At 60.3% G+C, this 25,738-nt stretch carries 20 protein-coding genes; 13 read left to right on the forward strand and 7 right to left on the reverse strand.

The genetic code is table 11. The annotated features are described in order from the left end of the window. Positions 1–8: 8 nt before the first annotated feature. The 3 genes from NCS28_RS30885 to NCS28_RS30895 are packed head-to-tail and all read left to right on the forward strand — an operon-like array spanning position 9 to position 5,310. Positions 9–2,318 (forward strand): GNVR domain-containing protein, encoded by a 2,310-nt coding sequence (locus NCS28_RS30885; protein WP_250517588.1) that lies wholly within the window; start codon positions 9–11, stop codon positions 2,316–2,318. Next, complete coding sequence (locus tag NCS28_RS30890; protein ID WP_250517589.1) at positions 2,315–3,865, forward strand: endo-1,3-alpha-glucanase family glycosylhydrolase; 1,551 nt, start codon at positions 2,315–2,317, stop codon at positions 3,863–3,865. The genes NCS28_RS30885 and NCS28_RS30890 overlap by 4 nt, the downstream gene beginning before the upstream one ends. Before the next feature lie 38 nt (positions 3,866–3,903). Then, the gene (locus tag NCS28_RS30895; RefSeq protein WP_250517590.1) at positions 3,904–5,310 is read left to right on the forward strand and encodes a hypothetical protein; all 1,407 of its coding nucleotides are present in this window, start codon (positions 3,904–3,906) and stop codon (positions 5,308–5,310) included. On the opposite strand, the gene NCS28_RS30900 is transcribed toward NCS28_RS30895, so the two are convergent. After that, positions 5,283–6,311, reverse strand: a complete 1,029-nt coding sequence (locus tag NCS28_RS30900) for an O-fucosyltransferase family protein (protein ID WP_250517591.1) — start codon at positions 6,309–6,311, stop codon at positions 5,283–5,285. The genes NCS28_RS30895 and NCS28_RS30900 overlap by 28 nt on opposite strands. Before the next feature lie 18 nt (positions 6,312–6,329). Then, the gene (locus NCS28_RS30905; RefSeq protein WP_250517592.1) at positions 6,330–7,280 is read right to left on the reverse strand and encodes a GDP-L-fucose synthase family protein; all 951 of its coding nucleotides are present in this window, start codon (positions 7,278–7,280) and stop codon (positions 6,330–6,332) included. Positions 7,281–7,599: 319 nt separating this feature from the next. Between NCS28_RS30905 and NCS28_RS30910 the strand changes: the two genes are divergently transcribed. The 3 genes from NCS28_RS30910 (at position 7,600) to NCS28_RS30920 (ending at position 11,757) form a co-directional block, all read left to right on the forward strand. Beyond that, a complete protein-coding gene (locus NCS28_RS30910) occupies positions 7,600–8,718 on the forward strand; it encodes a DegT/DnrJ/EryC1/StrS family aminotransferase (RefSeq protein WP_250517593.1) in 1,119 nt (372 codons plus the stop codon). Between the two features lie 142 nt (positions 8,719–8,860). Beyond that, positions 8,861–10,345 carry a mannose-1-phosphate guanylyltransferase/mannose-6-phosphate isomerase gene (locus NCS28_RS30915; protein WP_502801260.1) on the forward strand — a complete coding sequence of 495 codons (1,485 nt, stop codon included), beginning with the start codon at positions 8,861–8,863 and terminating at the stop codon, positions 10,343–10,345. Between the two features lie 35 nt (positions 10,346–10,380). Next, positions 10,381–11,757: an undecaprenyl-phosphate glucose phosphotransferase gene (locus NCS28_RS30920; protein ID WP_250517595.1), complete on the forward strand. Its 1,377-nt coding sequence runs from the start codon at positions 10,381–10,383 to the stop codon at positions 11,755–11,757. A 9-nt stretch (positions 11,758–11,766) separates the two neighbouring features. Here NCS28_RS30920 and NCS28_RS30925 read toward each other — a convergent pair whose 3' ends face one another. Next, entirely contained in the window at positions 11,767–12,534 is a 768-nt protein-coding gene (locus tag NCS28_RS30925) for a class I SAM-dependent DNA methyltransferase (protein ID WP_250517596.1), read from the reverse strand. Positions 12,535–12,952: 418 nt separating this feature from the next. On the opposite strand from NCS28_RS30925, the gene NCS28_RS30930 reads away from it, so the two are divergent. Beyond that, entirely contained in the window at positions 12,953–13,939 is a 987-nt protein-coding gene (locus NCS28_RS30930; RefSeq protein WP_250517597.1) for a GlxA family transcriptional regulator, read from the forward strand. Between the two features lie 24 nt (positions 13,940–13,963). Here the strand turns inward: NCS28_RS30930 and NCS28_RS30935 are convergent, their stop codons facing one another. Continuing rightward, on the reverse strand, positions 13,964–15,883 hold the full coding sequence (locus tag NCS28_RS30935; RefSeq protein WP_250517598.1) for an AAA family ATPase: 1,920 nt from the start codon (positions 15,881–15,883) through the stop codon (positions 13,964–13,966). A 497-nt stretch (positions 15,884–16,380) separates the two neighbouring features. On the opposite strand from NCS28_RS30935, the gene NCS28_RS30940 reads away from it, so the two are divergent. After that, positions 16,381–16,542 carry a DUF1328 family protein gene (locus NCS28_RS30940; RefSeq protein ID WP_250517599.1) on the forward strand — a complete coding sequence of 54 codons (162 nt, stop codon included), beginning with the start codon at positions 16,381–16,383 and terminating at the stop codon, positions 16,540–16,542. Between the two features lie 64 nt (positions 16,543–16,606). On the opposite strand, the gene NCS28_RS30945 is transcribed toward NCS28_RS30940, so the two are convergent. Both NCS28_RS30945 and NCS28_RS30950 read right to left on the reverse strand, forming a co-directional pair. Beyond that, complete coding sequence (locus NCS28_RS30945) at positions 16,607–17,860, reverse strand: cation:proton antiporter (RefSeq protein WP_250517600.1); 1,254 nt, start codon at positions 17,858–17,860, stop codon at positions 16,607–16,609. Positions 17,861–18,540: 680 nt separating this feature from the next. Then, positions 18,541–19,842 carry an aspartate aminotransferase family protein gene (locus NCS28_RS30950; protein ID WP_250517601.1) on the reverse strand — a complete coding sequence of 434 codons (1,302 nt, stop codon included), beginning with the start codon at positions 19,840–19,842 and terminating at the stop codon, positions 18,541–18,543. Between the two features lie 77 nt (positions 19,843–19,919). Between NCS28_RS30950 and NCS28_RS30955 the strand changes: the two genes are divergently transcribed. From NCS28_RS30955 to NCS28_RS30975, 5 genes are all read left to right on the forward strand, one after another. Continuing rightward, positions 19,920–20,804, forward strand: coding sequence for a LysR family transcriptional regulator (locus tag NCS28_RS30955; protein WP_250517602.1), 885 nt, complete (start codon positions 19,920–19,922; stop codon positions 20,802–20,804). 218 nt (positions 20,805–21,022) lie between these two features. Next, positions 21,023–21,532 carry a helix-turn-helix domain-containing protein gene (locus NCS28_RS30960; protein ID WP_250517603.1) on the forward strand — a complete coding sequence of 170 codons (510 nt, stop codon included), beginning with the start codon at positions 21,023–21,025 and terminating at the stop codon, positions 21,530–21,532. Continuing rightward, positions 21,529–21,936 (forward strand): VOC family protein, encoded by a 408-nt coding sequence (locus NCS28_RS30965; RefSeq protein WP_250517604.1) that lies wholly within the window; start codon positions 21,529–21,531, stop codon positions 21,934–21,936. The genes NCS28_RS30960 and NCS28_RS30965 overlap by 4 nt, the downstream gene beginning before the upstream one ends. A 62-nt stretch (positions 21,937–21,998) precedes the next feature. Further along, positions 21,999–22,523: an SLATT domain-containing protein gene (locus tag NCS28_RS30970; RefSeq protein WP_250517605.1), complete on the forward strand. Its 525-nt coding sequence runs from the start codon at positions 21,999–22,001 to the stop codon at positions 22,521–22,523. Between the two features lie 604 nt (positions 22,524–23,127). Beyond that, the gene (locus NCS28_RS30975; protein WP_250517606.1) at positions 23,128–24,111 is read left to right on the forward strand and encodes a phytanoyl-CoA dioxygenase family protein; all 984 of its coding nucleotides are present in this window, start codon (positions 23,128–23,130) and stop codon (positions 24,109–24,111) included. A gap of 19 nt (positions 24,112–24,130) precedes the next feature. On the opposite strand, the gene NCS28_RS30980 is transcribed toward NCS28_RS30975, so the two are convergent. Then, positions 24,131–25,735: a rhodanese-like domain-containing protein gene (locus NCS28_RS30980; RefSeq protein ID WP_250517607.1), complete on the reverse strand. Its 1,605-nt coding sequence runs from the start codon at positions 25,733–25,735 to the stop codon at positions 24,131–24,133. Positions 25,736–25,738 lie beyond the last annotated feature (3 nt).

Raw genomic sequence — 25,738 nt, forward strand, 5'->3', positions numbered from 1 at the left:
CGCTACAGATGACTAAGGACTTCGAAGACGGCGTTGCCTTGCGGCGCGGCGAAAGCATCGATACGGTAGCGGAATCGTATGTACGATTTCTGAAGACCAACTATAAGATCGTTATTGGGACGACCGTCGTGGTGGGATGTATTGCTGCCGAGTACGCGCTTTTCTCACCCCCGGTATATCAGACGAACATGCTGCTTCAGGTTCAGGAACCTCCTGAATCGTCGAGTCGAAGCTCGCTCGAAGATGTTTCGTCGTTATTTGCGGTCAAGCCTCGCGCGGCAACCGAGATCCAGAAGATCACGTCGCGCAGTATTCTGGAGGCCGCGATTGCTCCAATGCACCTCGATATTTCGCTTACTCCCAAGCGTGACATCTTGACTCGCGCGCAGTCGCGGGTGAGCGCTGCATGGCGCAGAATCAACGGCGATACTGAAACGAGCGAAGTGCAACGAGGCGCGGCTTCTGTTGCCGAGTTGCCCGGCAGTCTGCGAAACAAGGCATTGGAAGTGGTTGCGCAAAGTAACGGTCGCTATCGGCTTGTGCTTCCAGACGGCGAGACCTTCGAAGGAACCTTGTCGACACTGGAAAGCTTCCCCTCGAAGCACGGCACCATCTCTTTGAAAATCGATGCGCTTCCGGGCAACGCGGGACAGGTCTTCGCTCTTCGGCGGCTGTCGCAAGCAGCAGTAGTCGATAACCTTCAGGGAAGATTGAACGTCACCGAGCGCGGTAAGGAGTCGAATATCGTCAGCGCGTCTCTGGAGGGCACCGATCCCGAGTTCATTCGCAATGTTCTTCATGCCGTCGGCACGACTTATGTCTTGAGCGAGGAATCGAGGAGAGGCCGAGATGCTCAGAAATCGATTGAAGCACTCAGCACGGAATTGCCTGTACTCAAAGGGCAAATCGAGAAGTCCGAGGATAGGTTCAGTCGATTCAAGAACGAAACGGGATCGGTCAATCTGAGTGAGCAGGCCAGCGTCGTCATCAGACAACTGGCGGATGTGCAGGCCAAGATGACGGATCTTCAAGTGCAGCGCCAGGAGTTGTTGCGGCGGTTTACAAAGGGCGACAGTACGGTGCTCGCAGTCGACCGGCAGATCACTACGTTGAGCGCGCGTGCCACGCAGCTGGAGGCGGAAGCGCGAATGTTGCCCGAGCTCGAACAACAGGCGCTGCGGCTTTCGCGCGACATCAGCGTCAACAACCAGCTATATGCGGGATTGCTTGCAAACATGCAGCAGCTGCGCTTCATCAGGGCCGGCAGAGTGAACGAGGTGCGGCTGGTCGATGATGCAACGCTACCGGAAGAGCCGATCAAGCCCAGGCGCTGGTTGATCGTCGCGCTTGGCGTCATGGGCGGCGCGTTTCTCGGAATCCTTCTGGCGCTGGCAAAAAAGGCATGGTCGGGAAAGATCGATGATCCCGATGATATCGAGCGGCGCACAGGCTTGCCGGTGTTCGCGAGCGGACCGTTCAGCGATCTTTCACGCGCTGTTTTGTATCGACAGGGCGCCGGCGGCGTCAACGGACGGCCGGCGACTCAGCTTTCCCGATACAAGGCGCCGTCGAATGAAAGCCTGCGCCGATTCTCGGCTATCTTCGAACATAAGATGCATGCGACAGGTTCCCGCATTGCTCTTTTCAGCGGGGTGAATGCGTGGACCGGCACGTCCTTCGTCGCTGAATATGTCGCGAATCAACTCGCTCAATCCGGTACTCGCGTGCTGTTGATAGACGCGGATGCGCGTTTCGGCAGGTTATCGAAAAGACGGAATGCGCGATCCGCGCCCGGCTTATTTGAAGTTATCTCAGGGCGCAGTACATTCGACGAAGTAGTTCGAACTGGCTCGGCAGGGGATTTCGATTTTTTGCCAAGCGGAATTCAGTCGGACGGCGCAATCGCTAGCTTGTCGAGGGATGGGCTACAGAGAGCACTGGCGTCCATTGGCGATCGTTATCAGTATTTGATTCTGGATGCTGCGCCGGTGCTCAGCGCAGCGGAGACGATGATCATGGCGCGGCAGGCGGGATGCGTGTTCGTTGTCGCGCGGTCGAGATATTCGAGACTCGCTGATCTGACGGCCTGCGTCCGGGCGTTCGAATCGATTGGCGTTCGGGTGACAGGGGCGGTTCTAAATACTGTCGGTCGCAGGAAGTACAATTCGGCGGCACCGACTAAAGGTGCCGAAGCGGCAGAGACAGTCGGCAATACGCGCGGCTCGGCTGGCGTCTTCGGAGGCGCATCGCTCACGACGCAACGTGAGGCGATTCGAGACGGCATGACGCCACGTGCACCGGGACTTCACGAAACATGAACGGGCTACGGATATGCGGCTTCGGTCGCGCTGCGGCTTACGCTCTTGCATCGTTGCCCTCGATGGCGGCGATAACCGCAGCGTGTGCCGCCGACATTACGAGCGCACAATGGACGGCCTTGCAGAAAAACGCACAGTCCATCGTCGATACGGAATCCCCGGCGTCGGCGTGGCCATTCACGATAAGCGCTTCGCTGACGGGATCCGGGCGTCGACCTTATGTTTTCGCCCATTACTTTACGCCGTTCCCCCTTTCGATAGATAACCTGCCCGCGCGTTCCGACTACTACTGCACGGAATACCTGAACCGGAGTGGCGAAGGAAGCAAGTTCGCGAGCGTGGGCGGTTTCCTGCGCGATCGACCCTTACCTTTGCCACGTTACACCACCAGCGTATATAAGGAGCGCGCCCTTGCAGTGGAAGTGCTGCGCGCCCGCAAAATCAATATAGACGGCTTTGGCGTCGACATCATGCAGCTCAACAGCGGCACGCAGTGGGACGACGTGATGCGTGTTTATACGGTCGCGGAACATGTTGCACCCGGTTTCATGATTCTGGCTGAACCGGATATGTCGGCGCTCGAGGATGTAAGCGTGGCAGACATGGTCGCGGCGATACGGGTTATCGCGGGAAAGAAGAATGCCTATCGTACCCCCGACGGCAATCTGGCAGTCGCTCCGTTCTATGCGGAAAATGCCAGTCAGACTTTCTGGTCGGATGTGATTCGCGGGGCTGCTTCGGCGGGCGTGAATATCACTTTGATTCCCATCCTTCTGGATCCCGCGAAGGCCACCGATTTTCGCACGATCACGAATAGCTTTTCTTTCTGGGGCGTTCGGACTCCGGCTGAATCGACGGATAAGGGAGGCTGGGAAGATCAGGCTCTCACGATGTTCTCTTCGTTCGGCGCCGAGGTCATGATACCTGTCGCACCACAGGACGCGCGGCCGAAAGACTCCCGATTCTGGGAAGCGTCCAATTCCGCGTTGTTTAGAGCTCAGTGGACTCAGGTGCTGAATTGGAAGCCTGCCTACGTGCAACTCATCACGTGGAACGACTACTCTGAAACCACTGAGGTCTCGCCTTCTCTCGGAACTCAATTCGCCTTCTACGACCTCGCCGCATACTACATTGAATGGGCCAAGACCGGCACACCGCCGCCGATCGTTCGAGACGACATCCTTTACTTTCACCGTAGGCAAATATTCGCTCCGGGCCGATCTTCAACGCCAGAGGTCGCGATGGTCGAAGAGGGAGTGGGGTCTGTCGTCAACCAGATCGAAATGGTGGCCTTCTTGAAGGCCCCGGCCGTCATGCGCATAACGTTGGCCGGCACCGACTACACGTCTAACGGCGTGGCGGGCCTGAACGTATTTCGTGTTGCCGCAGCCCCTGGAACGCCGTCGTTTGCGATCCTTCGAAATGGGGCTGCCGTCGCTCAGGTGACGTCGAATACCGCCATCGTTGCGGTCGGGAGCACGCAGGATCCGACGTACATAGGCGGGGCGTCTGCCCGAGCACCAGTGACTCTGGATTGCAGCCATTAGTCCAGAGCGGACCGCTCACCCAAAGATATGGCGGCGATATGAAAAGTTCGGCGAATGTGATCTGCTACCTTGCGTTAGGTATCTTTCTATTCGCCGTGCAACTCTATGCACTGGGCATAAGTCCGGGGCAAAACCGGTTGATGTTTTGGTCTCACCTACTGCTGCTGGGTGTGGTTCTCTTTCATCTTGGCATGAATTTATTCGACAGAGGGCCGTCCTTCGCAGATGCCTCCATCGTCGTGTTTGAAATCACCTTTCTCATACTCGCGCCGGCGCTTCAATTGGCATACAACGCCAAAGTTCTGGTGAATACACAGCCTTTCGACGATACATACGCGCTGCAGTCGAATCTCATATTCGTGCTTTTCATTGTGTGCTACCTGCTCGCGCGGCACCTCCTTCCGCCCGCGCTTCGAAGAGTAGCCAGTCAGTCATCGTCATCATTGACGATCAGATACGCAGCGCTCGTTCCGGTTCTGGCGATTTGCGCTGTGGGTGCGGTGAGCGCATTCAATTTCGCCCGGCAACTCCAGGCCGGGGATCTCGATGGGATAGACGTCACGCCTCTGGACATGGTGCGGGCGAAACTGCTGTTCTTTCTGATCGTCCCCGTTTTCATACTGATCGTGTCGTATCGTCCCCGCAGGATCGGGCCGATTTGGGTCGCGTTCGCGCTGTTCGTGCTCGCGTTGCTACTCGTTTGCGAAAATCCGCTCACCGAGAAGCGCAATGCGCTCGGACCTATCTACCTGACCTTGCTTGCTTTGGCATTTCGACCGTGGCTGCGAAGCGCGCCGCGTGTGTTCTGGTCGATCTTTGTTCTGAGCGGGCTGTTTTTCCCTTTTTCCGAACTCTTTACAAATAGCAGAATCGATAAATGGCCGATCGCGCTTTCTACAGTGACGAGTTTCATGGAGGAACACTTCGCCTCCACGACTTATGACGCGTGGGCAAACACCGACACCATCGTGGAAATGGTGAGCAAAGGGGGAGTCTATGCGGGCAAACAGCTTGCAGGATCGCTGCTGTTCTTCGTCCCGCATACTGTCTGGCCGGACAAACCGTTGGCAAGCGCGATCGTGGTGGGCGAGTACCTCACGCAAAACTACGGCATGTGGTTCCTCAACCTTTCCGCGCCGTTGCCTGCGGAAGGTTATCTCGACTTCGCCTGGTTCGGCGTAATAGCATATGGTGCTTTGCTGGGATACTTTTCCCGATGTGTCGACTCGCTGGCCGAGTCCGAACTGCCGCTTCGGCGCGCGCTCGGATGCTATCTGTCGTTTTACACCGTGTTCCTTCTGCGTGGATCGCTGATGGTGGCGGTGGCTTATGTGGTTCCGGTTCTGGTCGCATTTCAGCTCGTATCTCTTCTTCTCACTTCGCGTGAGAGAAGAGAAAGTCTCCCGCGTACGCCGCTTTACGGTGACGTGGGGACTCGGGAATAAACCTGTGCGGTGTTATCGTCGGGCGTGTGTTTCGGTTCATCCGCTTTGCCGCCCGTGATCTGTTGTTGTGTGACCCAAATCTGACTGTCGGGAAACCAGAACTCGTTGGGCCGAGGCGGCACAGCCAGTGTGACAGGTAAGTCAGGATTGAATATCTTCGACCACGCCGACAAATAAGACGGCATCTTCACGAGATGTCCGCAGTTCGAAAGGAGCAGGCTCGATATCAACGCTTCGCGCCCGATCTCCGGTCCCGGATGTCCGCTGAAATGAACCGGCTTGTCGCCATTGGCCAGCAGTTTTGCGGGCGCCACGTTGATCGGCCGGTTGAAGGACCAGGCACAAAAAAATTCAATGAAAGCGGACTCGTCGCTCGATACGAATATGTTGGTCAGGTGCGGGTTGAGCGCGAGTGTCCGCTCGACCAACCGGCAGAAGTCCACCCACGGAAGCGTCACTGCTTCGAATTTCTTGTCGGTGCCTCTGAAATGAACGCCCAACGTGGACGCGCTGATCTCGAGTCTTGCGCAAGTCGATTCGACTTCTCGACGTATGTCCGTCGCAGGCCGGTAGTACGAGCGAAACAACGCGCTCGCGCTTTGCAGGCGTAGCGCTGCGTCGTAACGTTGGCGAAAGCCAAGTTGAACCGGATCGCGCACGGTGGACGTCCTGACTCTGCGCGGCGGTGTCGTAGCGCTCGACGGCCGGACGCTTTCGAAGAGCGCTGCAAACCAGTCGATGCGGCCTTGCGGATCGCCATACAGACCGCCGCGCGCGGAAATCTGCGGTGTCAGCCCGTGTTTTTCGCAATGCGTGAGGATAAATAACACCATCTGCATGATGGCAAAGAAGCCGCAGTTTTCCCGTATTTCGATGGCAAATGCACCGCCATTCAATCGCTGCCGCGCAAGCAGCATCGAGCGGAAAGGCGTAGCAAGCGAATATTTGAATCTTTCACTGCGCTTGAGTCGTCTCAGCTGATTGATCACCATGTCCAACATGTTCGACTCCAAAAAAGATCACGCGTCGACGTATCCCATCCGTTGCACGTTCTTCGTGAAATCCGCATAGGTAGCCGCGATTCCTTCTCTGAGCCCAATCGCAGGAGACCATCCAAGGTCGGCCAGCTTCGACACATCGAGCAATTTTCTCGGCGTTCCATCCGGTTTCGACCGGTCGAATTCCAGCGCGCCCGGAAAGCCGATGACATCGCAGACGAGACGGGCGAGGTCCGCAATCGTGATATCGCGTCCGCATCCGATATTAAATACGCCTTCGGCTATACCGCTGTCGAGCAACGCAAGCACGGCCGACGCAAGATCGTCGACATGCAGGAATTCGCGCCTCGGCGATCCGGAACCCCACACGGAAATAGATCGAAGTCCGTTCAGTTTCGCCTCATGTGCCTTACGAATGAGCGCGGCCAGCACGTGTCCATTCTGAAGGTCGTAGTTGTCGTTTGGTCCATAGAGGTTCGTGGGCATCACGGATATATACCGCATTGCATGCTGCCGGTTATATGCCTCACATAGCTTGAGCCCGGCTATCTTTGCGATTGCATAGGCTTCGTTAGTCTGCTCGAAGCCGCTCGTAAGCAGGTAATCTTCCTTGATCGGTTGAGGGGAATACTTCGGGTAGATGCAAGACGAACCGAAGAAGACCAGTTCGGGCGTGCCGCTCGTGAACGCCGCATGAATGACATTGGCTTCGATGACGAGATTCTCGTAGAGAAACGACGCCGGCTGAGTCGAATTGGCGTGTATGCCGCCTACCTTCGCTGCAGCGAGGAGCACGACGTCGATACTTTCCTGAGCAAAGAATTCGGCCACCGCGCGCTGATCGAGCAAGTTGAGTTCGTCTCTGGATCGGGTGATCAAGTGATGATATCCGCGAGCGGCAAGATGCCGAAGAAGGGCCAAGCCGACCATGCCCTTATGTCCGGCGACAAAAATCCGAGAACCTTTATTCATGTTGGTGCTCAATCGTCCATTGATGTGCGTTGATCGGAACGTGTGGCCCGACTTGAGATTGCCAGATTAGCGAGGCATTCAGGCAATGTTCAGCTTATGGCGGACGGTGCCAAGATATTGTCGCGATGAGTTTTCGCATCGTCGATGACATGGGCGACATCAGCGTGCCAGGGACGGCGTCTTATCGCGAGACCCGCTTCGGCCAACGTCATGGCATATTCGGCCACCCCTCCTGACGATCTCTCAGCCGCTCCTATTCTGGGTGAACGCATAGGAGCCGTTCGACAAGCATCGCTCATGAAACCAGGAGAGGAACCTGATGATTCCGGTCAATGAACCTTTGCTCGACGGAAACGAGAAGACATACCTCAAGGAATGCATCGAAAGCGGCTGGATCTCATCGGACGGCGCATTCGTCGAGCGCTTCGAGCGAGCGATGGCCGCTCATGTAGGCCGCAAGCATGCGATCGCCGTGGCGAACGGAAGTGCGGCGCTGGACATCACCGCTGCAGCGCTGAAGCTCGGTCCAGATGATGAAGTGATCATTCCCACGCATACGATCATCTCCTGCGCATCGGCGATCGTTCGAACCGGCGCGCGTCTGCGACTCGTCGATTCGACAGCGGATACGTGGAACTTGGATGTGGCGAAGATCGAAGAGGCCATCACGAGCCGGACCCGCGCGATCATGGCCGTACATACGTTCGGTTTGCCGGTCGACATGAAGCCTTTGCTGGATCTCGCGAGGAAGCACGGCATTGCCGTGATAGAAGACGCTGCGCAGGCTATCGGGCAAACCTATGACGGCAAGCACTGCGGCAGTTTCGGCGATATCTCGTGCTTCAGTTTCTATGCGAACAAGCACATCACGACGGGCGAAGGCGGCATGATCCTTTGCGACGACGATGCGCTGGCCGCACGCGCGAGAAGCCTGCGAAATCTTTGCTTCAAACCCGAGCGGCGCTTCGTTCATGAAGAGCTCGGATGGAACTACCGCATGAGCAGCCTTCAGGCGGCAGTCGGACTCGCGCAGTTCGAAAGGCTCGAAGCACATATCGCGCGAAAGCGTGAACTAGGCAGGCGTTACGATGCGCTTCTGCACGACGTGCGGGGACTCCAACTCGCACCGGTCGCGTGCTCTTACGCCGATAACATCTATTGGGTGTTCGGTGTGATGCTGGACGACCGCTTGCCGATCGGCGCCGACGAAGCACGCGCCATATTGGCCGATGCCGGCGTGAGCGCGCGGCCATTCTTCTGGCCGATGCACGAGCAGCCCGTGTTCCGCAAAGAAGGCTTGTTCGAAGGAGAAAGCTATCCGGTGGCCGAGCGCATGAGCCGGCGCGGATTCTATCTGCCGAGCGGGCTTGCGTTGACCGAGACGCAGCAGGATCGGGTAGTGTCCGCGGTTCGGAACATGATGTCCACGTTCCTCTAGAAGATCTCATGAGCGATAGCTGCCTGCCGCTACGGCCGCGAATATCTTCTGCTTCATATGACCGTCATCCCTCGCATCGATGATGCATCGAGTAGATCCACGGAGTGCCGTCATGGAAAATGCAACGAGTTCCGCACATTCGATGTCGATTGCAGATGCGTCAGCGCGAAAGATGCAATCATGCCGTCGCATCGTTCCGGTCATTCTCGCGGGCGGATCGGGCACGCGTTTGTGGCCGATGTCGCGCGAGCAGTTTCCGAAGCAACTCATCGGCGTGGTCGGGCGAGACTCCTTGCTGCAAGCTACCGTCACACGAATGGAAGGTTTTGCAGGCGACTTCGCCGTCGATACGCAACCCATCATCGTGTGCGGCGAAGAACATCGCTTCACGACGGAAGAGCAGGTGCGGGTATGCGGCGTCGATGCGAGGATCATCGTCGAGCCGGCGCGCCGCGATACGGCGCCGGCGCTCACGCTCGCAGCGCTTGCGGCCATCGCTCGCGACGAGGACGCGATTCTCGTGGCGATGCCGTCGGATCATTCCATCTCCGACTTGCCCGCGTTGCACGGTGCGATTTCGATAGCGGCCGATTACGCCGAGCGCGGGATGATCGTGACGCTCGGGGTGCCGCCTACACGTCCGGATACAGGCTTCGGTTATATCCGCATTGGCGCGGCGCTCGATCACGGTGCGCATCTTATCGACCGTTTCGTCGAAAAGCCGGCGGCCGAGCTTGCCGCGCAATACGTCGCTGCGCAAAGTTACTGGTGGAACAGCGGCATCTTCGTCGTGCGTGCCAGCGTGTGGCTCGATGCACTTCTGCACCTGAACGGCGAGATGCACGCGACGTGCACGGCTGCGCTCAAGGACGGCAAGGCAGATGGTCACTTCATTCGTCCGTGCCCGCATCAGTTCGGCCGTGTCCCGTCCGACTCTATCGATTACGCGGTGATGGAGCATATCGGCGGCGCCGATTCTCCTTGCAAGGGTGTGGTGGTGCCGCTGTCGGCGGGCTGGTCGGATCTCGGTTCATGGGATGCAGTATGGGAGGCAATGGAAAAGGACGGCTTCGGCAATGTCGCGAGCGGACGCGTGGTGTTTGAAGGCGCGACATCGAGTTATGCGCGATCCGAAGGCGGCCGCCTCGTTGCTTGTGTCGGGACGACCGACGTCGTCGTCATCGATACGGACGATGCCGTGCTCGTCGCCGATCGTTCGCATGCGCAGAACATCAAGCAGCTCGTCGCGCGCATTCGCGAGCAGCACGCGCCCGAAGCGGAAACGCATCGCAAAGTGAGGCGGCCGTGGGGCTTTTATGATTCGATCGAGCACGGCGAGCGCTTCCAGGTAAAGCGCATCGTGGTGACGCCCGGTGCGCGGCTGTCGCTTCAGATGCATCATCATCGCGCGGAACATTGGGTCGTCGTGCGCGGCACGGCGCTCGTGACGCGTGGCGACGATCTGTTTCTGCTTTCGGAAAACGAATCGACATACATTCCCATCGGCGTGCGGCATCGATTGGAGAACCCTGGTAAGGTGCAGCTCGAAATCATCGAAGTTCAGTCGGGTTCCTATCTCGGCGAGGACGACATCGTGCGCCTCGACGATTGCTATGGCCGCATTTGAGCGCACCGCGAGTACATTCGACACCGAGGCATGACATGCGCGATATTCAGGGATTGCTGGCGCGGCTCTTCGATGTCGCGATGGTGCTGGGCGGCGCCACCGTCGCGTCCCGAATCAGGTTCGATAACATTGCGGAGCCAGGCTATTACATGCCGTTCGTCGCCTTCGCAGCGGCGTTCTCATTGCTGTTGTTTCCAGGCTTCGGCATGTACGAGTCGTGGCGCGGACGCAGCAAGGTCGTACTGACGAGCCGCGTGTCGCTCGCGTGGCTGGTCGTGCAGGACTGCGTGCTCGTGCTCATGTTCTCGCTGCATCGGCTCGACGATGTATCGCGTCTCTGGTTCGCTTACTGGATCGCGATGTCGGGCGCGCTGATGATCGTGGGGCGTCTCGCCACGCATGCGGTGCTCGCGCGGATGCGTCATGCAGGCATGAACTATCATCAGGTGGCGGTCGTCGGCTGCGGCCGTCACTGCGAATCGATCATGAAAAGAATCGAACGCGCGAGTCATTCGGGCTTTCGCACGATCGCGATATTCAACGCATCGCCCGAATTGCCGATAACTTCGAGCGTGCCCGTATTCGATGATTTCGACGCGTTCGTGCGTCATGCCCGCGAGCAGCAAGTACATGAGGTGTGGCTCGCGTTGCCGCTTTCGCAGGATCGAACCATCCTTCGCTTCGTGAACGAATTTCGCGAGGATCTCGTCAATGTGCGATTCATTCCCGATGTGCGCAGCCTCGCGCTTTTCGAGAGCGGCGTGACAGATTTATTGGGCGTAGCCGCTATCAATCTCGTCGCGTCTCCGCTTTCGCAGAGAGCGTTGTTGCAAAAGGACGTGTTCGACCGCTTGTTCGCGCTCGCCGCTATCATCGCGATTGCGCCGCTGCTGATAGCAATCGCGATTGCGGTGAAGCTCACTTCGCCCGGCCCTGTCCTCTTCAGGCAGCGTCGCAAGGGCGCGGACGGGCACGAGTTCACCATCTACAAGTTTCGTTCGATGCGCCTGCATGTGCAGGAAGCCGGCGTGCTTCGGCAAGCCACGCGCAACGATCCGCGCGTGACGCGCGTAGGCGCGTTCCTGCGCCGCACGAGTCTCGACGAGCTGCCGCAGTTCTTCAATGTCTTGCGCGGCGACATGTCCGTCGTGGGACCGCGTCCGCACGCGCTCGAACATGACGATCTCTATCATAAAGTCGTGCAGGGTTATATCCATCGATACCGTATAAAGCCGGGCATCACCGGCTGGGCGCAGGTCAACGGCTTTCGCGGCGAAACGGACCGGATCGAGAAGATGGAAGCGCGCGTGGCGCACGATTTGTACTATCTGGGGAATTGGTCTTTCGCGCTGGATATGCGCATCATCGCCGCGACGGTGTTCAAGGGACTGCGCGGCGTCAACGCGTATTGATAGTTTCGATCATCTCTTTCGCGCGACGAATGTCGCGGACAGATCCGCTGCGCTGAGTTCGCCGCCCATCCATCTCACGCTATCCAGCACTTCGAATCCGCTGAGATCGAGCATCAGTTCGACTTCGGGCTTGAACATGTAGCGCATGACGTGCGTTTCGAGAACCGTCTCGACGCATTGCGTTTTCCAGTCCGTCATGAGGATCGTGTAATTCACCGCGACCGTATTGTCATGCGGACGCATCAGCGGTTCGGCGATGCGTATGACGCCGGTCTCGTCGCTGGATGCACGCTTGATTCTTACTTTAGGCGGATCCGCGAGGACGGCGGGACCATACCAGCAATCGAACAGGAAGAGTCCGGAGCGCGGAAGGTGCGTGGCCGCCGTGTGGCACATCGCCATGAAGTCCGCGTTGGTCGTCTGATAGCTCGCGACATGGAACAACGATACGACGGCGTCGTACAGTTCTTCCGTGCGCACGGTGCGCGCGTCGCCTTGCTGGAACTTCAGCCGCTTCGCAATCGTGCCCGGCAGCGTAACGCGTCGGGCATCGGCGCGGGCGAGCATGTCCGTGCTCATGTCGACGCCGGCGACGCTGAATCCCGTCGATGCGAATTCGGCCGCATGACGGCCCGTTCCACAGCCGAGATCCATAAGATTGCCCCCGACGATTCCATACCGGCCGAGAAGATCGGTGACGAAGGCCGCTTCCGCTTTGTAATTTTTCTCGTGATAGAAGAGATCGTAGTAGTCCGAGTAGTGCTTGCTGAAGCTCATGTGAGCGACTCCGGCAGAGTATCGTTCAATCGAAAGCAAGTCCGAAAAGGTGCGCCCGGCTTACGACAGAGCGTAGTCACGAGGCATCTAACGGCCGTCCGTGTGACCGAATTCGGCAAGGTGTTGGCCGGGTTGGAGCGGGGAGATGAAAGGCAGAGATCGACCTCGTTCCGACGACAACGATTGCGTTATTGCAAGCGCCTTTCGAAGTCTTCTAGTTCTGATAGGTTGGTAGTCCGAATACTTTCCTGCGGCATCCGCAATCATGCGAACCAGGCCGTGAGATGCGCCATTCTCGGCCAAAACCATGCTGTTGGCCGCCACTGCGGAAAGGATGTACCGAATGGAACACTACGCTCCCCAAGTCGTGCGCAACGTACCGCATGTATCTGCGACCGAAACATAGGGAGATAACGCCATGTCTCACGGTACTGCCTTCGGCGATGCAGAGATCAGCAGTGTCTATCACTCGTCTGAAGAGAGAGCGATCAAGCTCATAGGGATTCTCTTGTACGACGGATTCTCGCTTCTCGGCGCGGGAACGCTCGCCGAGGCGCTTCATATCGCCAACGAACTCCAGTCGTCGAGTTTGAGCAACGGCGTGACGTATAGCGTGCGTCTCGTCTCGGCGCGTGGCGGCGCGGTCGCCTGTTCGTCGTCGGTTTGTGTGTGGACCGAGCGGTTGGGCGGCCAGCGCTTTCAGGGCTTCGATGCCTTGTATATCGCGGGCGGCGCCGGCGTCACGCGCGCGGCCGTCGATGAAGGACTTATCGAGTCATTGCGGATCGCCTGTTCGCAAAGCTGTGTCGTCGGTTCGCTCGGCAATGGCGAGGTGCTGCTGACGGCCGCGGGGATATCGCGCCGCAACTGGGCATCGGTCGGGCGGGGCGTATGGAATGTCGGGGCGTCGAACAGCACGGCATCGACAGAACGCGGCGATGCATTGATCAACTCGCTGGCGCTCGTGAAGCGCGATCTCGGCTACGACATCGCGACGGCGGTAGCCGACCGCCTTGCCTCTTCCAGCGACCAGCATTTGCCGATCATGCTCAGCACGATCGGGACGACCACGCTCGCGGAGAAGGCGCACGAATCGGCGCGCTGGCTGGAGCGCAATTGCGGACGCCCCATTTCCGTGGGCGATGCGGCGCGAACCGTGGCGATGAGCGAGCGCAATTTCCTGCGGCTTTTCAAGCGTGAAATGGGCCTGACGCCTTCGCAATATCTTCTGCGCGCGCGGCTCGATCTGAGTTGCGAGCTGCTCGCCAAGAGCGACTTGCCTATCGACAAGATCGCGCGCAGAACCGGATTGACCAATGGAGAAAGGTTCTCAAAGGTATTCCGAAAGCAATTCCTGATGTCGCCGACGGAATACCGGTCTCGCAGAAAGAATGGCGACGCGTAGACGCATAACGCGAGCGATGAATGCTCAGGCCGCCAGCACTTCCTTGACCGCCGCTTGCACATTCTCGATAGCCGCGGCGTGCTCTCGAATCAGCCGATAAACCGTCTCGCCCGGCACGGTCTCCAATTCGAGCAACTGATCGGCGATCGCGCGCAACACCGGCTCGTTCGCCTGCAGCAGCGCGAAGCATTCATCGCTCAGATCGTGCAGCAACGCGTTCGCGTGCTCGATCGAATTCTTCAGTTGCAAGCCCGCATACTGTTGCGGCAGCGCTGCGAGACTGAAGAGATTGCCGTCTTCGTTGAAGCCGAATTTCGACACCATGTCGAGGCTGATGCGCGATGCTTCCTGAAGATCCGACGCCGCACCGCTCGATGCTTCTTCAAACATCAGCAGTTCCGCATTGCGGCCGCCGAGCAGCACCTGAATCTCGTTACGCAATTCTGTCTCGCGATACAGATGCTTGTCCTGCATCTTCGTGATGAGCGCGACGCCCAACGCGCCGCCGCGCGGCAGGATCGTGACTTCTTCGAGCACGCCCGTGCCGAGCAGCGCCGCGACGAGTCCGTGACCCGCTTCATGCACCGCGATGCGCGTGCGTTCGTCGTCGGACAATGCGCGCTCCGCGCCGTTGACATCGCCGATGCGCGCGATCTTGATCGCTTCGAGGAAATGCTTCGCGGTCACTTCACGTTCGCCCGCCTTGCGCGCGACGAGGCCCGCCTGATTGACGATCATCGACAGCGTGGCCGGCGAGAGTCCTGTAGTCAGACGCGCAAGTTGATCGAAATCGATGTCGTCGTTCTTCTTCGTCAGATTGGCCGCATAGAAACGCAGGATCTCCGCGCGATCGTCGAGGCTCGGCAGACGCACCTGCACCGTGCGATCGAAACGGCCGGGGCGACGCAGCGCTTCGTCGAGATTGTCCGGATGATTCGTTGCCGCGACGATGATCACGCCTTCGTTCGATTCGAAGCCGTCCATCTCCGCGAGCAGTTGATTGATGATGCGATTGCTCTCCGCTTCGACGGGGCCGCCGCCGGTATCGGTGCGCTTGCCGAGGCCATCGGCTTCATCGATGAAGATCACGGTCGGCGCGTTCTTGCGCGCGAGCTCGAACAGATGCTTCACTTTCTGAATGCCGACGCCGTAATACTTCGCGCTGAAGTAACTGCCCGTAATTGCGATGAAGTTCGCGCCGCATTCGCCCGCGAGCGCTTGCGCGAGCCGCGTCTTGCCGACGCCCGGGCCGCCCGTCATCAGAATACCGCACGGCGCCCGTACGCCCATGCCGGTGAATTGTGCGGGCTCGGTGAGCCACGCGCGCACGTCGTTGAGGGCCGCTTTCGCTTCGCCCGCGCCGATCACATCGTCGAAACGCAGCGTTGGCGATTCGCCGAGCAACTGCGCGCCGCCGCGCATCTCGCGGCGCATGAACCAGAGCACGCCGCCGAGCATCAGGAGCGGCAGCAGCAGGCTCAGGATGTCGCGCGAACGATCGAACATTTCGCTCCAGCGCGCCACGCCCGTTCGCACGTCGGCATCGGGCAGCCACACGAGTTGATAGGGGGAGCTTGCGCCGGGCTTCATATCGCCGAGCAGTAGTGCATTGGAGAACGCGCCGTTATGATCGGCCACGTAGTATTTCTCGCCCTTGAGCGTAGAGACGAGAATTGCGTCCGGACTGACGCCGATCGTCGCGACCTTCTTGTCGCGGATGTCGGTCAGCATTTCCGATGCGTCCTTTTCCCGATGCGTCCACGACGACGAATCATGGCGCATCTGACTGGCGACGCCCGTCAGCGCCGCGGCCTGCGATTGCGCGGCGCGCCACTCATTGCGCCAATGCAGGAAGCTCCCGCCCGCCGCGAGCGTAGCCGCGATCACACCGTACGCGATATATCGGCCAACGCGTGACCGCAGCGATTTCCTTGCCGTCTTCATCAATTCTTTCCCAATGGGCCCTGAGGCGGCGCCCTTCAATCTATCGTCGGAAGAAATGGCTTCCGGACGTGTCTCTTCGTGCCTCGGTGGTGGGATGCCCGCCGCGTATGTCTCGATGCTTCAAGATGGCGAGGCGATCGACCTGAACCGCTGATCGTCAACCATGCGAGCATGGCCCTTTATCGGGAAGTGCTCCGCTGGAATGGTGCCCATATCGCATGACCATTCGATAACGCGGAACAGCGCGCGCACGTCGTTTCAGCTTTCACGTCCCTTCTTTTAATTAACGGCAGGTGACGAGTCTTCTTGACGACCGTGTAAAAAGCGCATATTCGCGCTCGCGGCTTGATGCAGGTTTGATGGCGTATGCAGGACGGAGCCAAGGATATCACGGGAAAAAACTATGCTCCATCCGGTAAGGAATACTGCTTGCTTAACGTGGTTCACTGTCCGCGCCATGGGGTGCGCGGCGGATCGAACCGGAGGGACATAACATCATGTTGTATTACGCGTTGGTCTTTTTCATCATCGCGATCATCGCCGCTGCCCTCGGGTTTGGCGGCATCGCGGCAGGCGCGGCGAGCATCGCCAAGATCCTTTTCTTCATCTTCCTCTTCATCTTCCTCGTGACGCTGGTGATGGGCCTCATGCGACGGTGACGGCCGTCTGACGCGGGCGTCGTGTCGCGGCAGGGCGGCGCGACGCCTTTCTTTTGCCTTCCCGTTATCTTGCGATGGCCGAGCGCAGTGCCGCATCGCGGCGCACGATCCAATTGAAGAGCGGCGTGGCCATCAGTGTGCTGAGCACGGCCATCAGCACGAGGATCGAAAACAAGCCGGGCAAGATCACGCCCGCCGCGAGTCCGATGTTGATGATGATGAGTTCCATCAGACCGCGTGCGTTCATCAGCGCGCCGATCGCCATTGCGTCGCCGGAAGGCTCTCCATTCGCGCGCGCGGCGGCCCAGCACGCAATGCCCTTGCCCCCGAACGAAGCGAACAGAATCGCGACAGCCGCAAGCATGATGGCCGGATCCATCAGCATGTCGAGCCGCGTGTTGAGGCCCGAGTAGGTAAAGAACATCGGCAACAGAAACACCACGACGAAGGGCTGAAGCATGTCGCGCAGCTTTGCCGTCAACGGGCCGCGCGGCAGCGCGACGCCGAGCAGAAAGCCGCCGAATACGGCATGAATACCGATAGCGTCCATCGCGAATGCGCAGAGCGAGAACAGGGTCAGCACGATCGCGAGCACGCTCGTCGGCAACGGCGCATGCGGATTCAATCCGGCCGCGAGCCGGCGCAGCAATTTCCCGCCGGCGAAGATCATGAAGAGCGCGAAGGCCGCGCCGCCGCCGATTGCCGCGTACGCGCCCATCCACGAGCCGCCGAAGCTCGCGAGCACGATCGCGAGGATGCACCACGCGGCGGCGTCGTCGAATGCGCCCGCGGTCAGTGCGAGCGTGCCGAGCGACGTGCCGGTCAGCCCGCGTTCGTGGATGATGCGCGCGAGCATCGGAAACGCGGTGATCGCAATCGCCGCGCCGAGAAACAGCGACGCCTCGTAGAGCCGCACCTTCTCCGCGAAGAGACCGGGGATCGTGTGCAGCCACGGCGTCAGGGCGAACGCGAGCGCGAACGGCGCCGCGATGCCCGCGAGCGACACGCTCATCGCACTCTTCGCGCGTGCGCGGAAGTGGTCCGCGCGAAACTCCGTGCCGACGAGAAACATGTAGAGCCCGACGCCTAGCTGCGCGGCGACGTAGAGCATGCCCATCGTCGGCTTGGGAAAGAGCGCCTGTTGCCACTGTGGCAGCAGCATGCCGAAGAGCGACGGGCCGAGCAGCACGCCCGCGATCATCTCGCCGACGACCTGCGGCTGACCGACGCGTTGAGCGAGTCTGCCGACGAGCTGGCTCGCGAGCACGATCACCGCGGCTTGAGCGAAGAAATAGACGGACAATTGGGAAGACGGCATCGTTTTTGAGCGGCGAAAGAACGGACGACGGGAGTCTGACGGCGAGGGCGGCGCTCTGTCAACGTGCGCAAGGGGCTTGGCACGCGCATTTCGTACCGGTATTGTCAAAGAGTTCGACAAAGCGTCACGAAAGAGCCCGTCCTCGCGACGACCCGACGGAGCAACCGCCCCGGCCGAGTTGAACGGCAGGTCGCAAGTGAGGATAAATGCGCGGGCGTGTTTTCGTCGGCGCACTGTTCACTGTGCCGAAGGAGCGTGCGATGGGGATCCGACATATCGCGCCACTTGCCCTACCGGCTCAGCACTGAATAGCTCCGGCCCTTCGCTGCCGACCGGTCAATAGGGTCTGCGCGTGCTTTCTTGCCTAACGCCTCCATCTCACTGCATTCGTTCTTCGTTGGTTTCCCTTGCATACCCGGCGGCAGCGCGTAGCGCTGGGCCGAAGCTATTTGGTGCTGAACCAGCACGCTTAAACAACTAGCTTGTCAGACCGTGCGCGACCCAAGCCCGGTTAGGCCTTTGAGGGCGACACTTAAGCAGCCCGCGATCGCATGGCAAGCATGGCCAAACTGCGTGTGACCGCGGGCCTGGCAAGCTGCTTTCTGCCGCCCCGCACAGCGGCAGTGCTGATAAACCAACATGAAAGCGGGATCCGGCGAAAGCCAGAGCGAAAACCAAAGCTAAAGCGAACGCTCGATAGCCTTGCCGAGCAAATCGACCCCGAGATCAATCTCCTCCTCACTAACAGTAAGCGGCGGCGCGATACGAAACACGCCACCCATCCCCGGCAACTGCACGATATTCATACTCAACCCGAGCTTCATGCACTCGCGCGTGATCGTCGCGCCGAGCCCATCGGCGGGTTCCTTCGTGCGTCGATCCTTCACGATCTCCACGCCGAGCAACAAACCGCGCCCGCGCACATCGCCGATGCAGTCGAAGCGCTCCATCAGATCGAGCAGACCGCGTCTGAGCCGCGCGCTCATCACGTTCGCGCGCGCGACGAGTCCATCGCGCTCGACCACGTCCAGCACGCGCAGGCCGACGGCAGCCGGCAACGGATCGGACACGTGCGTCGTATAGAACAGATAGCCGAGTTCGTGCGCTCTTTCTTCGATCGCCGCCGACGTCACGGTGGCCGCGAGCGGCAAGCCCGCGCCGAGCGTCTTCGATAGCGTGAGGATGTCGGGCGTGACGCCGTCGCGCTGGCACGCGAACATCGTCCCCGTGCGGCCGATGCCGGTTTGCGCTTCATCGAGAATCAGCAGCATGCCGCGCTCTTCGCACTTGCGCTTCAACGCCGCCATGTAGCCTTCCGGCAATTCGATGATGCCGCCCGAGCTCAGAATCGGCTCCGCGATGAACGCCGCGAGATTGCCGCTCGACTGACGATCGACGAGATCGAACGCGTAGTCGAGTTCCGCGAGCCAGTCGTAGTGACCATTGCGCTCAAAGCGAGCGCGATACGGAAACGGCGCGGGAATCGCAAACGATCCGACCGCCGCCGGACCGACGCCCTTGCGCCCGGCGCTGTACGTGGCCGACGCGGCGTGGCCCGTCATGCCGTGCCACGACTGCGCGAAGCCGACGATTTCGTATCGACCCGTCACGAGCTTCGCCATGCGGACCGCCGCCTCGTTCGACTCCGCGCCGGTGCTGAGCAGCAGCGCGCGATCGAGCCCGGCAGGCGTGATGTCGGCGAGACGCGTCGCGAGATCGACTACGGGGCGCGACAGCATCCCGCTGAAGAGATGATCCAGCTTGCCCGCATATTCGCCGATCACCGACACGATGTCGGGGTGACTGTGACCCAGCACGGCGCTCATCTGTCCCGAGGTGAAATCGAGAATCGCGCGGCCGTCGGCATCGTAGACGAAGCTGCCCTGCGCGCGCTCGATGATCATCGGCTCGAATGTGCCGCCGTAGCGGATGAGATGCTGTCTGGCGTTCTGCCAAAAAGTTGCGTCGTCGTTCCGGGACACCGTGCTTCTCCTGGCGTAAGGGAAAAGGAACTTGCAGTGTAGTCGGCGCTCTGGTTTTATAGAATCGAATAGTTCTAATGCGACATAGAAGAGGAGCTAATACCTTGAGTCTTTCGCTCGAGATCGAATTGCTGCGATCGTTCGCCGTCATCGCGGAAGTACGGGCGCTGAGCCGAGCGGCCGAGCGCATCGGCCGAACGCAATCGGCGCTCAGTCAGCAGATGAAGCGGCTCGAGGACATCGTCGATCAGCCGCTCTTTCAGCGCACCGGCCGCGGCGTCGTGCTGACGAATCCCGGCGAGCGTCTGCTCGTGCATGCGCAGCGCATCTTGCGGCTTCACGATGAAGCGATGGCCGATCTGTGCGGCAAGGGGCTGTCGGGCAACATCCGCTTCGGCTGTCCCGACGATTACGCCGCCGTTTTCCTGCCGACCTTGCTGCGGCAGTTTTCGAGCCAGCATCCGCATGCGCTCGTGGAAGTCGTGTGCGGCCCGACGCCCCGGCTCGCCGAACAATTGAAAAAGCGCGCACTCGATCTCGCGATGCTCTCGCTGCCCGAAGACAGCCCCGGCGAAGACGTGATTCGGCGCGAGCAGCTCGTCTGGATCGGCTGTCCGGGGATGGAGTCGGCGCATTACGATCCGCTGCCGCTCGCGCTTTCCGATCCGGATACGCTCGACCACATCGCCGCGTGCGAGGCGTTGCAGCGCGCGGGCAAGGCGTATCGCATCGCGTATGCGAGCAGCAGTCTCGCGGGACTCACCGCGCTGGTGCGCTCGGGGCAGGCTTTTGCGGTCATTACGCAGACGGCCGTGCCCGCGGATCTGTGCGTGCTGAATGCGGATCCCGGCCTGCCGGCGTTGCCGGGCGTGGGCATATCGCTGAAATTCGCGCGGGAGCGGCCTTCGTTGTTGACGTCGGCGTTCGCGGAGCACATCCGGCTTACGCTGCCATTGCTTTGATTCGATCCGGCGAAGTGAGCCGTAAACCGGCCGCTTTCCGGCGCTTGCCGCGTCGCTCAAGGGCGCTAAGATGCTTTCCATCCCCTCTAGCTCTTTTCCCTCCAGGGAGTGAGCGACTTCGCGTCGTGCGGATTTCTGTCCGCACGACGTTTTCTTTTGCGGCGAAAGTTTGCGCGTGCGGGCTACACTAACCGCTTAACTTTTGCGCCCTGAACGCCATGCCATCTCACGACTTCGACAGCGCCGACGTCTCGCAAGACCCGGCGCTGCTGCGACGCCTGCTACGCGCAAAGGACCGCATGGATGCGTCGTCGCACGAAGATTGGCCGGTCAGTCGCCTGGCCGAAGTCAGCGGCGTTTCCGAAGCCCATTTCGCGCGCTCGTTCAAGCGGGCCTTCGGCATTCCGCCGCATCGCTATCTGCTGACGCGGCGCATCGAGCAGGCCGTCACGCTGTTGCGCGATACCGACCTTTCGATCACGGACATCGCCTTCGTCACCGGCTGGGAGAGCCTCGGCACCTTCGGCCGCATCTTTCGCGATATCACCGGCCACAGTCCGGGCGCGATGCGCATCGAGTCGCGCGCCGGCAATTCCGCGCTCGACCGCATGCCCGCGTGCGTGCTGAAGGCGGCGCAGCGTCCCGATCTCACGATCGCAGTTTTGGAGAAGCGGCGGCGCGGCGCGAAAGGTACAGTGCGGCCATCTTCAACGAAGGAGGTCACATGAATCAGGGCATCAGCGTGGTAGGCATCCATGTCGACGATCAGGACGAAGCGCTCGCGTTCTACGTCGACAAGCTCGGTTTCCGCGTCCACACCGACGTGCGCAACGGCACGTACCGGTGGCTTACCGTGCAGCATCCGGATCAGCCGTCGTTCCAGCTCGGCCTGTTTGCGCCGGGCCCGCCGATTCACGACGACGTCACCGCGCTCACCTTGCGCGCGATGGTCGCGAAGGGCGCGATGCCGCCGCTCGTGCTGTCCGTCGCGGACTGTCGCGCGGCCTACGAACGGCTGAAGGCGAGCGGCGTGGAGTTCACGCAGGAGCCGGTCGACCGCTTCGGCAGCGTCGATGCCGGATTTCGCGATCCCGCCGGCAACGGCTGGAAGATGATTCAGGCGCCGCGCTGACCGGGACGTGATGTGTCTTTGTTCGCGGCGACGATGAGGTCTGTTTACACAATCTTCCGAACATGACCGACTTGCTCCTTCAATCGCAACGAACCGGCACGGCTTCCTCGTATGATCCGCCTCGCGACACGCCGGCGCTCGTGCTGGCGTGGATCAGGCGCGCCCGCGAATCGCAGATTCGTCACTACACGATGGCCGACAGGCTGACGCTCTGCGGCAGACGGCTCGGCCTCGCTGTCATCGGCATCACGGCGGCAACGGGCACGTCGGCGTTTTTGTCGCTCGTCGCGGCGGCGGTGTCGCCGGACGTGCGTGTGGTCATCGGCATGACGAGCCTGAGCGCGGCCGTGCTCGCCTCGTTGCAGACGTTCTTGCGCTACAGCGAGCGGGCCGAGCTGCATCGTCGTGCGGGCGCGCAGTACGGCGCGGTGCGGCGACGTCTCGAAGCGATCCATGCGGCGGACCCTTATGTGCACGATGCGCGCGTGATCGATGCGGTGCGTGACGAGCTCGATCAGATCGCGCAGAGTGCGCCGCATTTGCCGAGGGCGGTGGCGAGTGGCATGGCGATGGAGGGGAAGACTTGACGGTGGTGGCTGAGCTGCTTTTTGCCGCTGGCGCCTTTCGTCACCCTGGACCTTGCGACTTGAAGAGCGGCTAGAGTCCTCAGGACCGGTTGGCTGCGTTGTCGCCGGCGCTCAGGCCTGCAGCCCGGAGAAAGGAGGGCTGATAATCATGAATCAACGGGAAAGCGGATTGAATGAGCCCGCCTTGATGTTGAGATCCTCCGGAGATGGTGCCGTCGGAAATCTGTTGAAGCCATGCCTATCGTCGGACTCGTAAGTCAACCTAAGTAATTTCAGGTCGCTACGACATTGCTGGAAGACTCTGTACTCGAAGCAGACGTCACCACTGGCACGAAGGCGGTTGCGGACACGTCTGAGCGGGGTGCCTTCACAATTTCGAAGTGAATCGTCGGCTGAGTTCCGCTGAAGTATTGGGCGCGACCTGCGCGGCGAGAGATGTTTCCCATTAGACGAAACGGCGTACACATCGCCGGGCTATTGCCTCTTCAGGCCAATCCCTTGGCGGAATCGGTCAGGAGCGACGCAGGCCCATTGGTTCGACATAGCTTGAAAGGACACGCGATGCGTTTGCGCGTGCCGGTCTAGTTAGCCTTTGGTGCCTGCCATGTACAAAATCCTGAGCCCGATTGGAACCGAAGTCGAAATTCCGGAAACCGCGTCGCAGAACTCGACTACGTTCGATTTGATCGACCTTGCCGACGCAAAGCGCTACTACGAAGAAAATGGCTATGTCGTCGTGCGCGGCGTGGTGGATGAGGCTGTATGCGATTCCATCCGCAATGCGTTCGACATAACCGTCAAGCGCTATCCGGGATACATCTATCGCCAGGCGACGGCGAACCCGGAAAAGAACAGAATCAACGAGTACGGTTTCGTGATGAATCCGCTGCTCAATCTTCAGTCGCTTGGCGAAACGGAGTTCGCGCCGCTCAAGAAGCTGGCGGTCAAGGCGTTTGCGAGTGCGCCTATCAAGGCCATCACACGCGAACTCTTCGCGGAAGAAGGCAAGCTCGTGCAGAGCATGTACTTCGAAGGCAATGCGGAAACGTGGCCTCATCAGGACACGTATTATCTCGACAGCGAGAGAATCGGCACGATGGTGGGCTGCTGGTACGCGCTCGAAGATATCGACGCGGGCGCGGGACGTTTCTTCGTGGTGCCGCGCAGTCATCGCATCGACATGGTGAAGAACGGAAAGAACTTCGACGTCGCCTTCAATCATGGCCAATACAAGGAACTGGTCCGAAAGATCCTCTCCGAACAACAACTCGAATTCCGTGCGCCATTTCTCCAGAAGGGCGATGTGCTCGCCTGGAATTCGAAAACGATTCACGGCAGCTTGCGCACGACGCGGCCGCAATTCTCGCGCAGTTCCCTGACGTCGCATTTCATTCCGGCGTCTCACCGGTTCTTGCAATTCCAGTCGAAGATCAAGCCGCTGAATCTGCGCGAGTTCGACGGCATGGCGTTCAATTGCCCGAAGGACATGGAGCGGCTGTCGAGCCGCGTCGTGCTGGGCATCGAAACGACATTTCCAAAGACATTTCAGATGGCGAAGAAACTGGCCATCAAGGCGCTCGTGAAATGATGTCAGCCGAACCGTGCTCTCAGATCACGAAGAAGCCATGCGTGCCGTCGCGCTCCAGTTGCGCGACAAGTCCATATTCCCAGTCGAGATACGCCTGCATGGCTTCGTGCGCATTGTCGACGCCTTCATAAGGGCGCCGATAACGATCGATACGCGGCGACGCAAGTCTTGCCGCGCCGCCTTCCGTGGCCAAGCCTGCTCGCGTCCACGCCGCGTTGCCGCCTTCGAGCACGTGAACCTGCTTTCCGGTCAGCGCCGCGACATCGGCGGCGGCATAGGACGCAAGCGCGCTCGTGCCGCACGTGAGCACGTAGCGCTTCGCATCCGGCAGTGCGCGCAGGTCGTCGTGCGCGGATGTGAGATGCGAGCGCAGAATCCAGTACGCGCCGGGAATGTGCGCCTTCACGTAGTCGGCGCTCGGCGCAAAGTCGAGCAGCACGACGCCGTTCGTTGGATCATCGAGCAACGCGGCAAGCGCTTGCGGCGATAGCGTCGCCGATGCAAGAGGCGCGGGCCGCTCGGGCTGCCATGCACCGTGTTGCGTGAGGTCGCGTTCGCTGGCGCCATCGACGACATAGGTCTCGACGTTCATCTGCGCGAGCCACGATGCCGTCATGTTCGCGCGCACGCCGTCATCGTCGAAAAGCACGACGCGCGCGCCGCGCACCGGCGCGAACATCTCCGTTTCCTGCACGAGCTGGCCGCCGGGCGCGCTTCGGAATCCGCTCGCATGCGCGTGCTCGTATTCACCGGGCTTGCGCACGTCGAAGCGATATGTCGTGCGCGATGTGTCGCCGGCCCAGCGCGCGGCCTCGTCGAGCGATGTGCGGCGCACGCCCGCGCGCGTGGCGAGCGCATGTGCCGCGTGCCGCGATGCATCGAGGCCGCCCGCATCGCGTCCCGCTTCGGGATCGAAGCGCCGTTCGCTGCCGTGCTCGAGCGTCTGTCCTGCGAGCGTCCAGCCGATGGTGCCATTGCGCAGTGCGGCCACGGGATTCGGCAGTCCCGCATTGACGAGCGATTGCGCGCCGATGATGCTGCGCGTCCTGCCCGCGCAATTCACGACGACGCGCGTCGATGGATCGGGCGCGAGCGCACGCGCGCGCAACACGAGTTCCGCGCCCGGCACGCTGATGCTGCCGGGAATGTTCATCGTGCGATATTCGTCGAAGCGGCGCGCATCGAGCACGACGAGATCGTCGCCGTTCTTCAACAACGCATCGAGCGCTTCGGCCGAGAGCGAAGGCGTATGCCGCGTGGCTTCGACGAACTCGCCGAACGCCTTGCTCGGCACGTTGACATCGCGAAAGACTTCGCCGCCCGCGCGAATCCAGCCGTCGAGGCCGCCGGCGAGCAGCGCGACATTCGTATAACCCAGCTCCGCGAGCCTCGCGGCGGCGCGCGCGGCAAGCCCTTCGCCATCGTCGAGCAGCACGATCGGAACATCGCGGCGCGGCAGGCGCGAATACGCATCGAGCTCGATGCGCGCCAACGGAAAATTCGCCGCGAAAAGCGGATGGCACTGCGCGTGCGGGTCTTCTTCGCGCACATCGAGCAACGCGATTTCTCGTCTTGCGAGCAATGTTTCGCGCACGTCTTCATACGTGCGTACGGGATAGGACATAGG

It is taken from the genome of Caballeronia sp. INDeC2 (genome assembly GCF_023631325.1).
GTDB lineage: Bacteria > Pseudomonadota > Gammaproteobacteria > Burkholderiales > Burkholderiaceae > Caballeronia.